11 protein-coding genes are annotated in these 13,289 nt (G+C 42.8%); 9 read left to right on the forward strand and 2 right to left on the reverse strand.

The features are described 5' to 3' along the window. From DMB88_RS13755 to DMB88_RS13765, 4 genes are all read left to right on the forward strand, one after another. Positions 1–189: a hypothetical protein gene (locus tag DMB88_RS13755; RefSeq protein ID WP_128101799.1), complete on the forward strand. Its 189-nt coding sequence runs from the start codon at positions 1–3 to the stop codon at positions 187–189. A 118-nt stretch (positions 190–307) separates the two neighbouring features. Beyond that, entirely contained in the window at positions 308–1,597 is a 1,290-nt protein-coding gene (locus DMB88_RS31105; RefSeq protein WP_254438559.1) for a helix-turn-helix domain-containing protein, read from the forward strand. Continuing rightward, entirely contained in the window at positions 1,522–2,340 is an 819-nt protein-coding gene (locus DMB88_RS31110) for an ABC transporter substrate-binding protein (protein ID WP_254438560.1), read from the forward strand. Before DMB88_RS31105 ends, DMB88_RS31110 begins: the two co-directional genes overlap by 76 nt. Before the next feature lie 25 nt (positions 2,341–2,365). Continuing rightward, positions 2,366–2,953, forward strand: coding sequence for a nitroreductase family protein (locus DMB88_RS13765; RefSeq protein WP_128101800.1), 588 nt, complete (start codon positions 2,366–2,368; stop codon positions 2,951–2,953). A 116-nt stretch (positions 2,954–3,069) separates the two neighbouring features. Here DMB88_RS13765 and DMB88_RS13770 read toward each other — a convergent pair whose 3' ends face one another. Further along, complete coding sequence (locus tag DMB88_RS13770; RefSeq protein ID WP_128101801.1) at positions 3,070–3,960, reverse strand: AraC family transcriptional regulator; 891 nt, start codon at positions 3,958–3,960, stop codon at positions 3,070–3,072. Positions 3,961–4,275: 315 nt separating this feature from the next. Between DMB88_RS13770 and DMB88_RS13775 the strand changes: the two genes are divergently transcribed. From DMB88_RS13775 to DMB88_RS13785, 3 genes are all read left to right on the forward strand, one after another. Beyond that, on the forward strand, positions 4,276–5,943 hold the full coding sequence (locus tag DMB88_RS13775; protein WP_128101802.1) for a glycoside hydrolase family 43 protein: 1,668 nt from the start codon (positions 4,276–4,278) through the stop codon (positions 5,941–5,943). A gap of 20 nt (positions 5,944–5,963) precedes the next feature. Next, positions 5,964–7,202: an MFS transporter gene (locus tag DMB88_RS13780; RefSeq protein WP_128101803.1), complete on the forward strand. Its 1,239-nt coding sequence runs from the start codon at positions 5,964–5,966 to the stop codon at positions 7,200–7,202. Positions 7,203–7,397: 195 nt separating this feature from the next. Then, positions 7,398–8,534 carry a serine hydrolase domain-containing protein gene (locus DMB88_RS13785; protein WP_128101804.1) on the forward strand — a complete coding sequence of 379 codons (1,137 nt, stop codon included), beginning with the start codon at positions 7,398–7,400 and terminating at the stop codon, positions 8,532–8,534. 167 nt (positions 8,535–8,701) lie between these two features. Here the strand turns inward: DMB88_RS13785 and DMB88_RS13790 are convergent, their stop codons facing one another. Next, positions 8,702–9,574, reverse strand: coding sequence for a DMT family transporter (locus DMB88_RS13790; RefSeq protein WP_217363775.1), 873 nt, complete (start codon positions 9,572–9,574; stop codon positions 8,702–8,704). Between the two features lie 226 nt (positions 9,575–9,800). Between DMB88_RS13790 and DMB88_RS13795 the strand changes: the two genes are divergently transcribed. After that, on the forward strand, positions 9,801–10,274 hold the full coding sequence (locus tag DMB88_RS13795) for an ASCH domain-containing protein (RefSeq protein WP_174715289.1): 474 nt from the start codon (positions 9,801–9,803) through the stop codon (positions 10,272–10,274). Positions 10,275–10,614: 340 nt separating this feature from the next. Beyond that, positions 10,615–13,212, forward strand: a complete 2,598-nt coding sequence (ppsA, locus tag DMB88_RS13800; protein ID WP_128101805.1) for a phosphoenolpyruvate synthase — start codon at positions 10,615–10,617, stop codon at positions 13,210–13,212. Positions 13,213–13,289: the final 77 nt, after the last annotated feature.

The raw sequence follows: 13,289 nt of genomic DNA on the forward strand, positions 1-13,289 counted from the left end.
ATGACTAATCAGGATCCACAACAGCTTCTGAAGCAAAAGCATGAACAGGATGAACATAAACGACAGTTCACCCGATTCTCCCGTAACATTTCAGGACATGGCGAGATGGAAGCAGGTCAAGAATTCAGTCAAGACCATGTGTCTGACGACCAGAACCGCATGAAATCTGTTGAGAACAGACGCACATAAGCAGTAGAAAGTTAACAAATAAGCTGATCCTTCGGGATTGGCTTATTTGTTGTGTTATTGAGTTAAGTCCAAAGATATCTATTGTCGTTGAGAATTATTCTCGATAGAATGGAGGAAAGTGAAAGTATGGTTTATTACGCCGATGATAAGCTCAAGTGAACTGTTGTGGAAGGTGGAAGACATGCACGTAGAAGAACATGTTAAACTTTGGAATTTGGCCTCTATTAAAATATGGGATGTGCGTCACGTTATTATGCGTGCTGGCGAGTCGATTAGTGCCTATCGATTTCCAATCAGTGGTTTTATCTACACAGTACGAGGCAATGCGATGGTGGCACTAGATGACACAATATACACAATTGATCGAATGCAAATATTACATGGAGGTAAGGGAGTATGCTTGAATATTGACTCCATTGAAAAACAGTTTGAATACTACCTCATATTCTATCGTGCTCAGTTGACGTTACCCATGAGCCGCGAGAATCAAGCGTTATTGAAGCAGCATATTCCTTTTCATGTTCAATATGCGTTTGTCCCCGAGTATCCTATTGACTTATACAATAAGGTTAAAAACATAAATAACGATTGGAATCGGAACAATGCGTTCGCAAAATTTCAGGTGAAGACGTTGTTCTATCAATTTATAAATGAATTGTTGCGACAGTTAAGTGCGCAGAGCATTGAAGCAGTGAAGCCTAATCTCGTAGCTCAAGCTGTTCGTTATCTACATGAAAACTATACATTACCAATTATGGTGGAGCCGCTCGCAGAACTTCTGGATTGCAGTGCAGGTCATTTGTCGCGAATCTTCAAGAAAGAGACCGGCAGCAGCCTGATTACGTATTTAACCCGGATTCGAATGGATAAAGCGACGGAGCTGCTGCTGCATACCGATGCGTCTCTGCAGCAGATTGCTGACAGTATAGGCATTCCAGATGTTGTATATTTTAATCGCTTGTTCAAAAAGCATGTAGGGCTTTCTCCAGGTCGGTTCAAACAGAAATGTATCCCACTGCGATCCGATCAGAATTATGCTATGCGAGAATCAGAATTGTCCATTGTCAGCCCTAAGTATCGAGGTTATGATCCTATTGATGATGATAATTATTATCAATACAAACCCGAAGGAGAGTCATATACATCTATGAGATCGAGAAAACCCATTGCATTGCTTTTAATGCTCAGCCTTACCTTATTAATCTCTGCTTGTTCACCCACTTCAGGGAATTCAACAGTGAATAGTAATGGGACAAGCAGTACGAATCCACCAGCCACCGAAGTTGCTCAGACAGCCGAAGCAACACAACAAGAGCGAGTTGTAACGCATCCATGGGGGAAACCGTTATTAAAGGTGAGCCTCAGCACATTATTTCTCTGTTTCCAGCGGCAACGGACTATTTGTTAGCACTCGGTATCGTACCTGAAGCAGCATCAAGTAATGAGGAGGGTAGTGATCAGTTTCCTACTTATCTGTCTGACCAGTTGCAAGGAAGTAAAAATATAGGTTGGCAGGTTGACCCGAACTTTGAAAGTATATTGGCAGCAGAGCCGGATCTCATTATTGGTCAGGATTTCATGAGTGATGCCTATAGTAGCCTCAGCAAAATTGCACCCACTTTACTAGCTGAGAAGTTAAAAGACGACCAGGGCATTATTCGTATGAAAACGAGTCTTCTTCATATGGGAGATATGTTAGGGAAGACAGAGCAAGCTAAGCAAGTTATTGAAGATTACGAGGCGAAGGCTAAAGACGCTCAGGCGAAGATCAAGCAAGCCATTGGGGATGAGACCGTTATGTTCCTACGCTTATCGGACAAAGAAGTCAGGTATTACAGTAAGAGAAACTATGAGGTTCTGTACGACGATCTTGGACTTACGCCTCCGCCATCCATACCTGATCCGTCTGAATCAATGAAAGTGATCTCGATGGAAATGTTGCCAACGATCAATCCAGATCATATTTTCCTGTTGTCTTCCGATCCGAATGAAACGAGCGAGCTTGAGAAAACGGCCGTCTGGAAAGGACTGAACGCTGTGAAGAACAACCATGTATACAATGTGGATTACGGCTTGTGGTTCCAAGGGCCAGGAGGGCCGATCGGACAGACCAAAATTATAGAGGAAACGGTGCAGTTTCTAACTCAATAAGGAGTGGAAGGGAGGACAATATACGATGGGAACATCTGCGATGGAGACGTTAATTCGTAAACGAAGAACCATTCGTCAATTCAATGGAAAACGACTAACAAAAGAAACGATCCTTCAGTTGCTGGACGCAGCTGTATGGGCACCGGTGCACTCACGTAAAGAACCATGGCGCTTCATATTGTTTATGGAAGAGGGTAGGAAGCAATTTTCTGATGCAGTGCTATATACATTCTCGAAGGAAGAGCGGGAGCGTTGGGCAGAGAAATTAGAGAAAGACTATTGTGATTCGATGCAGGCGCATTTGCTCGTTGTGATTGATGCTGATCCAAGACAACGGGTGTGGGAAGATGCCGTAGGTGCAGCTTCAGCATTGATTCAGAACATACAGCTCCTGGCTTGGGAGCAGGAAATTGGTGTTGTGTGGAAGACGAATGAGTATAACTTCGATCCAGACTTTTACGCTCGTACGGGTGTAAGAACGGGTGAACGGATCATCGGCACATTGCATCTCGGTTACTTTGATTCGAACAAGGTTCCCAAACCACGTCCACGTACACCTGTGCATCAACTGCTCACTTATATCTCCAGCGCAGAACAGAGCCAACAACAGTGAACATAGCTGGTTAAAAGTTCATATGAATCCACTTCAAGTCGCTATAATAGCGGCTTTTTTTGTTTGATGATCTAAGTTTTACCTCTTAGAAGAGGAAGGGGAAATCCTCTTCTAAGTTAAAAATTCGTTTTGTTGCGAAACTCCGTTGGGGTAATTCCAGTCCACCGTTTAAACTGTCTGCTGAAGTGAGAAAGGTTTTTGTAGCCTAGACGATGTGCAATCTCAAATAAGGATATTTCCGGTTGTTGTAACAGGATTTTGGCTTCCTGCAATTTCAGATCGGACAAATATTTGCGAGGTGACATCTGATATATTTTCTGGAACACTTCCAGTCCATAATTCGGGCTTATGCCAAGAGATGCAATGATCGGCTGAATATGGATGGTTCGATCTTCCGTATCGTTTGAGGTAATGCATTGTTTCTTAAAGCTGCGCTTAATCGCTTCAGCAATTTCTTTGGCATGCTTGGCTGTAGTCATGGATTGGTTGGTGCGGTTGTCCTTATGTAAAGGCTGTATATCAACCAGAACGTCTAACAATTCAAAAAGGTAAATTTGTGCTCTTATTTTGGCTTTGGCGAACAACAAATCAGGTTCGGCGAATATATCAAGCCATTGCTGCAGGCAGGCTTTGAGCTGGCCGTGGTACGGATTAGAAGGCTCATAGATCCAATCACAATTTTTCATAATTTCCATTCGTAAGGACGGTTCATCAATGTCAAAGTGAGCACAGAAATATGTCATGGGCTCCGTGGAGATACATTTATTCGTGTGCTCAAAGCCAGGAGGAATAAGAAGAATATCATCCTTCTTAATGATCAATGGTTCACCTTCAACGACCGTTTCCTGTGCACCTTCTAATACAATTAATATTTCAAAAGCATGGTGAGACTCCTTATGCATTGACCAATTCGAATGCACCGTTTGTTGGTGTGCACCGAAGAAACGGATGTTCCAATCAATACGTGGCAGGATGTTTGTTTTAGTTCCAATCAAGCTTTTATCCATGGTGAATGCCCCTTTGATTTGGGTAAATTTAGCCGTAATTGTACAATCGCCTTCTCCAATTAAATATGATTATAATAAATCTATGCAATAGGAAATCGCTTTCGTGGCTGGTGTGATTATCCCTATGTTATCGATAATGTGGCGAATCGTACGTTTATTATAGTCAATTGAGAAAACGGTATCAAATGTTTGTTTTGCAGAAGAATTTTCATGTAAAAAAGGGCAAACAAATAGGTATCAAAAAGAAAGCGCTTCTATGAAGGCTTAATGGCACCATAATCTATTAGATTAAACGAATAGGATGGAGGAAGGAACATGAGAGAAACGGAAACGATCCAAAATCCTGTTATTCCAGGAATGGCACCAGATCCATCAATTATTCGGGTCGGTGAAGTATTTTACATTGCAACTTCTACGTTTCATTGGAATCCGGGCATACAAATTTTCAAATCAACAGATTTAGCCAACTGGGAGCCGATTGGGTTTGTACTAAATAACGGTGAGGTTAATCTTCGCGGAACGAATACACCGGCTGGGATCTGGGCTCCGCACTTATCCTATGATGCCTCGACCCACAAATACTGGTTAGCCTTTTCTCATATGGTCAATATGGCAGGACGTGAATTCAACTCGGATTCTTATGCAATGTGGGCAGAAGATATCAACGGACCATGGTCAGATCCCATCTATATCACATCCATTGGCTTCGATCCGGCTATTTTCCATGATGATGATGGCAAACATTATGTTACCATTCTTGAGTGGGAAACACGTCAAGGGTACCAAGCCCCAGGACATATTGTCATTGCTGAATTGGATCTGGAGCAGGGCAAGGTCATTGGCCAATGGCACCGTGTAACCCAGGGATTCACGACTCGTGGCTGTGCAGAAGCACCTCAAATTTATAAATATCAAGATTATTATTATCTCATTTTGGCTTCGGGTGGAACCGGTTATGCACATGGCGTTGAGATTGGGCGAGCGAAAAATATTTTTGGTCCATATGAGCCACATCCATCAGGGGAACCGATTATTACCTCATCACCTCGACATCTATTCTCACTTGGTGATCCGGATGCAGGACATGTCGAGATGTACAATCCACATTCCTTTATGCAAAAAGCAGGTCACGGATCATTAGTTCAGACTCAGAATGGCGAATGGTACATGGCCCATCTGATGTCACGTCCACTGGAAGGAACACTCCTGAATCCATTGGGGCGTGAAACCTCGATCCAAAAAATGAAATGGACGCAGGATGGATGGTTAGAAATGAGCGATGGCTCAAATCTCGCTAAGATGCAAGTCGAAGCTATGAAAGGTATTGGATTATCTGAGATGATATCTCATGACGTCGTGGATCATTTTAATAATAATTCATATAATAAGGTGTTTATGACTCCGTATCGCAATCAATTAGCGAATTGGGTGAACACGACTGAGCGTCCTGGATATTTACGCATTCATGGTGAAAACTCATTTTTCTCGCAAATGAATCCGGCGATTATGGCTACACGAGCAACCTCGTTTCATTATGAGTTCCAGACAAAAGTTGAATTCAATCCGGATCATTACTCGGAAACAGCGGGTATGGGACTTTATTATGATTCCAACAATTGGATTTATGTACACATGACTCATTCGGAATCGACTGGGGGTACCATTTTAACTGTATTACAGGCTAAACTAGGCGAACGCATCGAGCACGTGCATAACAGGTTTGCTATACCTGATGGTATGGTTGAGTTGAAGCTTGTCTACAATGCCGGTACAGCTCATTTCTTCTATCGTTTGAGTGAAGATAGGGAGTGGGAGGTTGCTCTGGATCAAGTCGATGTTGCATATTTGTCTGATGAAGGTGTGAATGGAGAACCTGGTGAAATTGGTGGATTTACAGGATTGTTTAACTTTGTTGGCTCTGTGGATGCGCACCAGCACGACTCGTTTGCAGATTTTGAATACTATTCTGTTATGAATTTGTAGTCTTAGAGAGGAAGTTCAATATGAATACGATACCACTTAAACGTCTAGTGCCAGGATTAATTATCGGACCTGCTTCCTGGCTGGGGCCATATATAGCAGCGGCAAGTTTGTTTTTGCCTGCCATGATTCAGCATTTGGATGCAGATAATAAAATTGAAATTGTAGCTCTATTTTCAGCACTCGGCATGGTCGTTGCCGCACTATCCAATATGGTAGCTGGTTATTTATCAGACCGGACGAAATCTCGTTTTGGTCAACGCACTCCTTGGTTAGTATCCGGCGCATTCGTATTTATGTTAGCGATGATCTTGGCATCCATGTCCACTTCGATTCCATTTTTGTTAGTCAGTTGGATGTTGGGACAGGTTGCATTGAATTTTATTGTAGCTCCTATGGTCGCTTGGTTAGATTTGGCACCTGAACAAGGGAAAGGCACAGCTTCATCTGCTTATGGCGGGTTAGGGATGGCCCTTGGTAATAATGGTTTTACGATTATTGCAGCTATGTTTCTAGGGCAGTTTCGATTAGGCTTTATCTTATTTGGGATTATTACGTTTGTAGGTACGTTGATCGCAGCTTATATTGTTCGTGAACCATCCAATCTACATGAAAAATTAGATCCAGCAGCAGCGGTAAGAAGGGAGAAAATAACGGCTAAAGAATTAATAGCTGTGATTCCGAAGTGGTCTGTTGGACGAGATTATTATTTGGCTTTATTCGGCAAATTGGCTCAGGGGATTGGAAACTTTGCGATTACAGGTTATTTATTATTCATCATGACAGACTTTCTACACAAAGATACATCTGCTACACAGCAGTCTATTCAATTAGTAAATATCGTTATGTTAATCTTCGGTATTGTTATGGGATTCATTGCAGGCCCCATTTCAGACAAATTTAATCTACTTAAATTACCCGTAGGTTTGTCTACTATTTTTCTGGGCATTGGAGCGTTAAGCATTTTCTTTCTACAAAATGATACCGGTATCATTATTTATGCGTTTATGGCTGGTCTGGGAATGGGGATCTGGAACTCGTTAGATAACCTTCTTAATTTGCGAGTTATTCCTGATAAGAACCGAGTGGGGTTATTTCTCGGAATTTATAATCTCGGAAATACGGTAACCCAAGCGATTGCACCTGTTATAGCTGCGATTTTGATCTCACAGATCGGGTTCTCGTCCATTTTCATCATGTCCTTTGTGTTATCTACAATCGGGGGCATCTCCATTCTTGCTATTAAATCTGTATCTAGATAAGTGATCTGAAACGGTAGTAGCGCCAGTTTTCATGATTCTATCCTAACCATTCTCGGTATTATACCGAGAATGGTTGTTTTGCTTTTACTGGAGACGTATATTAATAGAGTGCGCGGAATGTGGGTGAGTGTAGACCACATCGGCAATTGATCATCTATAATGATCATAGATTCTACATACAAGGACGGGGAAAACATGGACTTTAAACCGCTTGCTTCATTTATTGATCGCATCACATCCTGGCGAGTACCGTGGGCAGAGGTGCTTGTCATGCATCAAAATGAACCCGTTTTCCATTATCGGAACGGGTATGCCAATCTAGAGGAGCAAACGCCAATCGGGGATGGAGCGATCTTCAATCTGTATTCCATGACCAAAATCATGACCTGTGTTGCGGGACTGCAGCTGGTGGAGAGAGGCGATATGCTGTTAAGTGATCCGTTATCCGAATATTTGCCAGAGTATGCGGACATGAAAGTGAAGAAAACGATGGCGAATGGGGAAGTGCGGCTGGAACAAGCGACCAGAGCGATAACGGTACGTGACTTGTTTACAATGACGGCTGGATTCTCATATGATGTGGGTTGTCCAAGTATACAGGAGATCGTACAGAGTAGTAACGGAACCGCAAGTACACGGGATTTTGCGAAAGCGCTTGCCAAAGAACCGTTGTTATTTGAGCCTGGCACACATTGGAATTACAGTATGTGTCACGATGTACTGGGAGCTCTGGTAGAGGTTGTTAGTGGTAAACGGTTTGGTACGTATTTACGTGATGCAATTATTGAACCACTAGGCATGAAGGATACGGCGTTCGATCTGAATGAAGAGCAGCAGCGTCGTTTGATTCCGCAATATGCTTACAATGATGAGCTTGGGCAAGCGGTACGGATGGATGGCAATGGATTCCGTGTAAGTACAGAGCTGGAGAGTGGTGGAGCAGGGCTGATGTCCACGGTTAGCGACTATGCTCGTTTTCTGAATGCATTGACAGGTCGAGGCACAAGTCCAGACGGTGTGCGAATTCTCTCCCAGGCTTCAGTAGAGCTTATGCGAACAGATCACCTGAATGAAATGACCCGAGGGGACTACTCCTGGGATCATATGGATGGGTATGGTTATGGATTAGGTGTACGTACGCATATCTCCAAAGCAGGCAGTGGATCACTTAGTCCATTAGGTGAATTCGGATGGAGTGGTGCTGCGGGCTGTATGGCGATCATTGATCCGGATTCCGAGCTGACCGTGATGTATGCACAGCATCTATTGAACAGTCAGGAGCCTTACGTTCAGCGGCGGCTGCGTAATGTCGTGTATTCTTGTTTGTCATAAAAAATGTAAGAGCCGCGAATATTTAATTTCGCGGCTCTTTGTAGTAATTATTCCATTCACGTATTAAGGTTTGTAGTTGGTGACCAACCCTTTATCGCCCTTGGCAGAGACTACCCGATTTACCATGTAGATACCGAGTGATACAAACACCAATGCAACCAGATTTTTCAGTTCCAGAACCGTTTCCCCAAGAACATTGCGGATAGAAATGCACCGAATACAGGAATGAGGAAGTTGTACACAGATACTTTTCCGACTTTGTTGTATTTAAGAAGCAGATTCCACAGGCAGAATGCCACGGAAGATAATAAGGCCAGATAAATTAGGTTTGCTGTAGATGCTAGAGTAAAGTGGGTAACACTTCCGCCGAGTGATAGACCCAGCAAAGTCAGCACGACCCCGCCAACAAACAGGCTGATTCCTGTAATAATCATGACATCAATAGTGGCTGTCAAACGTTTGGCGTAGATCGCAGTCACCGAGAAAACTAATGCAGCTATAATCACGAATCCTTCGCCTGTAAGTGAGAAGGAGAACGTGAGCAGATCTGCATGGAAATTTACAATGATAACGCCTACGAACCCGAGCACGCAGCCGACAATTTTATTTTGACTTAACTTATCATTCTTATAGATAAAATGAGCCAAAACAACACTGAAGAACGTTGTTGTTGCATTCATGATGGAGCCTTTTACACCTGTTGTATTGGCTACCCCAACGTAGAAAAACATATATTGCAGACCGGTTTGCAGTACACCGAGTGCACTTAAGCTAGCCCACTCACGACCGGTCAGCTTCAATCTCTGTTTTCTCACTGTTCGAAACAGGACTAGAAGCAGTATACCGGCTAATGTAAATCGATATCCAGCAAATACGTATTTAGAAGCGATGTCCTCCGGCAGAATGTTAAAAGCGACATATCCAAGCTTAATGGATGGGTAAGCACTTCCCCACAACAAGCAGCATAGACTTGCTATGAGCATGACAAACAATGGGTCTTGAAATTTACTTCGTTTCTCTGTTTTCTCTCTCTCAATCACGTTCCATCTTCTCCTCGCAATTTCGTGCACATATGGTTGTATTAATCTCATCTCCATCACTGACCATATCATAATTCGTACAACTTGTATCGCTAAATGTAAGTAAAGGTCTATTTTCAATAAGATGTGATCAAGATTCGATGGAGCCTGCAATGATCAATACCAGATTAATATGTTAAGATAAGATGAAATCCAACGGAGTATATAGTTATAGGGGGAACGTATAGTGTCAGCAAGTATAATACAGGAATACTGGCATAAGTTTGCCAAACAAAACGAGTTAAATATGGACACGCCAAGTGCTTGGATGTTTGGAGACGGATCAAAAGCAATGGGAGATGAGTTAGGCGGATTAGTTGTTAGTGGCATGAAAACCGGAACGTGTTCTGCTCATTGTACATACGAGCTAGAGAACGAGGAACTTCCAAAGGTAGGTCGGTACGATATTGTATTAGACGGAGATAACAATCCGTTGGCGATTATCCAAATGACTCAGATTGAAGTCGTGAAAATGAATGAAGTTAGTCATGAGTTTGCTCGATCGGAAGGCGAGGGTGATCTGAGCTATGCGTATTGGTATCAGGAGCATGTTGAATTTTTCACATGGCAATTGAGCCAGTATGGACTTACGTTTACTCCAGAAATACTGCTGGTTTGCCAGACATTTAAAGTTGTGGACGTGTACAGAGCAGCGGTATAGGTACGAAGTGAGTTCTGCGAATGACAGCGTTGCTAGATGAATAGATTGGTACTTGTATACATATCAAGTGGCGAGGCGTGCAATAGTGTAATAATAGAGTTCTAACATGTGTTTGCAATAATAGGGCTAGTCTATGATAAACGATAAAAAGAACCTGATGAAAATTCATCAGGTTCTTTTTGGTTATTGTATGTAAATAAGTACGGTGATATAATCGGAATACAAATTCCTATAATAAGTTAATCGGCATAATGAACCTATCTTCTATTATTAATTTATCATGCCGATAAATTCTTGTCAAATGTTTTTTTTCAAAATAGGCGGATTGGAGTGAGGCTGAATGAGTTCATTCGTTCTCGATTTTCAGGAGATGCACGCAACACAATTGATGCTTGTTGGTGGCAAAGGGCTTAATTTAGGGAAGCTATCCACAGTTGAGGGGATTCATGTTCCTAATGGATTTTGTGCGACTACACGAGCATTTCAACTAGCGCTTGAACAAAATGAAAGTTATCATGCTTTGCTCAAGCAGCTAACGATACTAACTGTACAGGATCAAACAGAGATCGGTGAAATGAGTCTGAAGATTCGTCAAACGATTATGGAAACATTGATTCCTCTAGAAGTAATTCAGGAAATTACAAGCCATCTATCTAAGCTAGGTGTGGATCATGCTTATGCGGTACGTTCGAGTGCTACTGCTGAGGATTTACCTCATGCCTCGTTTGCTGGGCAACAAGACACGTACTTAAACATCATTGGACAAGACGCAATCCTTCATCATATACGCAAATGTTGGGCGTCACTGTTTACCGATCGTGCAGTCATTTATCGAATACAAAATGGGTATGATCACCAGCACGTGTATTGCTCCGTTATCGTGCAGAAAATGATATTTCCACAAGCTTCTGGAATTATGTTCACAGCTGATCCGGTCACATCCAATCGCAACGTGGTATCCATCGATGCTAGTTTTGGACTCGGAGAAGCGCTAGTCTCTGGCATAGTCTCCGCTGACAATTACAAGATCCAGGCAGACAACATTATCAATAAAATTATCAGCACCAAAAAGCTGGCAATCTATGGCCTGCAAGATGGGGGAACGGAAACACGGCAGATCGAACCTGATCAGCAGAGTCTTCAAACCCTTACGGATCAGCAAATGGTACAGCTCGCACACATCGGCAGACAAATTGAGGATTATTTTGGATTTCCACAAGATATTGAATGGTGTCTGGCCGAGGATACTTTCTATATCGTTCAGAGTCGCCCCATTACGACTTTATTTCCAGTCCCTAAGGTGGATGATGCTGACAATCACGTCTATCTATCTGTGGGTCATCAGCAGATGATGACAGATGCCATCAAACCGTTGGGTTTATCCTTTTACCTGCTGATTACGCCAGCACTGATGCGCAGAGCCGGAGGTCGATTATTTGTGGATATTGCACCGATGCTGGCGTCAGCTGCTGGCCGGCAAGCGTTGTTGAATAATTTAAGCTCCGATCCACTTATTGTAGGTGCGCTCAAGACGATCATCGAGCGAGATTTTATAACTGTGCTACCAAGCGACCAGGCATCTGCACCTCCTGCTAGACGTAACACGGATACCCTGCCACCACTTGAGCCTGATTCTAATATCGTTGCTGAATTGATTGAGCGAAGTCAGACTTCAATTAATAATCTTAAGCATAACATTCAAGATAAATCGGGAGCGGAATTGTTTGAATTTATATTGGAAGATGTGCAGGATCTGAAGAAGCATTTATTTGACCCACAAAGTACCGCTGTATTTATGTCTGCTATTCAAGCGTCCGCATGGATAAACGAAAATATGAATGAATGGTTAGGTGAAAAGAATGTAGCGGATACACTCACACAATCGGTAGAGGGCAATATTACTTCGGAGATGGGTCTGGCGTTAATGGATGTCGCGGATGTCATTCGTCCCTATTCAGATGTAATTGATTATTTGCAGCAAACGGATGATGATAACTTCCTAGATGAGCTCGTGAAGCTGGATGGAGGACAGGAAAGTCGGGATGCAATTCTTGATTTTCTGAGCAAGTACGGCATGCGATGTGCCGGGGAGATTGATATTACAAGAACTCGTTGGAGTGAAAAGCCATTAACACTGGTTCCCATGATTCTTGGTAACATCAAAAATTTTGAGCCGCAGGCGGGTAAGCACAAATTCGAGCAAGGGCTCAAGGAAGCTTTGGAGAAGGAACAAGAGTTAATAGATCGCTTGAAGCAATTACCTGACGGTGAGCAAAAAGCTCATGAAACGAAGCAGAAGATCGAGCTTGTCCGCAAGTTCATTGGTTACCGAGAATATCCGAAGTATGGCATCGTCAGTCGTTATTTTGTTTATAAGCAGGCTCTATTGAGAGATGCTGAACGACTTGTTCAAGCTGGACTGATTCAGAATGTAGAGGATATATATTACCTTGCTTATGAAGAGCTTCACGAAGTTGTCCGCACGAACCAACTGGATCAGCAGTTGATCGATCAACGGAAAGAGGATTACCGATTATTTGAAAAGCTTACGCCTCCACGTGTGATGACATCCGAAGGTGAAATCATTATAGGAGAGTACAATCGGGAACATCTGCCAGCAGGTTCGATTGCAGGTCTGCCTGTCTCTTCTGGTGTCATTGAAGGAAGGGCACGAGTTATTTTAGACATGAAACATATCGATCTGGAAGCAGGGGATATCTTAGTCACTTCGTTTACTGATCCTGGCTGGACACCTTTATTTGTATCTATACAAGGTCTAGTGACGGAAGTTGGCGGACTGATGACGCATGGTGCAGTGATTGCCCGCGAATATGGGTTACCCGCAGTTGTTGGTGTGGAGAATGCAACCCAATTAATCAAAGACGGGCAACGAATTCGTGTGAACGGAACAGAAGGGTATATTGAAATACTTTCATAACCACGAGCACGTTTAATTAACGGAGAGAGAGGCTTGCTACTACGCAAGCTTTAAACAGTTGTATGGATTCTGAGCAG

Origin of the sequence: Paenibacillus sp. DCT19 (assembly GCF_003268635.1) — a bacterium.
Lineage (GTDB): Bacteria > Bacillota > Bacilli > Paenibacillales > Paenibacillaceae > Paenibacillus.

Coding starts and splice junctions, on each gene's coding strand:
- DMB88_RS31110 (WP_254438560.1), top strand. CDS start 1,522: ATGGGGGAAACCGTTATTAAAGGTGAGCCTCAGCACATTATTTCTCTG.
- DMB88_RS13785 (WP_128101804.1), top strand. CDS start 7,398: ATGGACTTTAAACCGCTTGCTTCATTTATTGATCGCATCACATCCTGG.
- DMB88_RS13765 (WP_128101800.1), top strand. CDS start 2,366: ATGGGAACATCTGCGATGGAGACGTTAATTCGTAAACGAAGAACCATT.
- DMB88_RS13780 (WP_128101803.1), top strand. CDS start 5,964: ATGAATACGATACCACTTAAACGTCTAGTGCCAGGATTAATTATCGGA.
- ppsA (WP_128101805.1), top strand. CDS start 10,615: ATGAGTTCATTCGTTCTCGATTTTCAGGAGATGCACGCAACACAATTG.
- DMB88_RS13755 (WP_128101799.1), top strand. CDS start 1: ATGACTAATCAGGATCCACAACAGCTTCTGAAGCAAAAGCATGAACAG.
- DMB88_RS13775 (WP_128101802.1), top strand. CDS start 4,276: ATGAGAGAAACGGAAACGATCCAAAATCCTGTTATTCCAGGAATGGCA.
- DMB88_RS13770 (WP_128101801.1), bottom strand. CDS start 3,960: ATGGATAAAAGCTTGATTGGAACTAAAACAAACATCCTGCCACGTATT.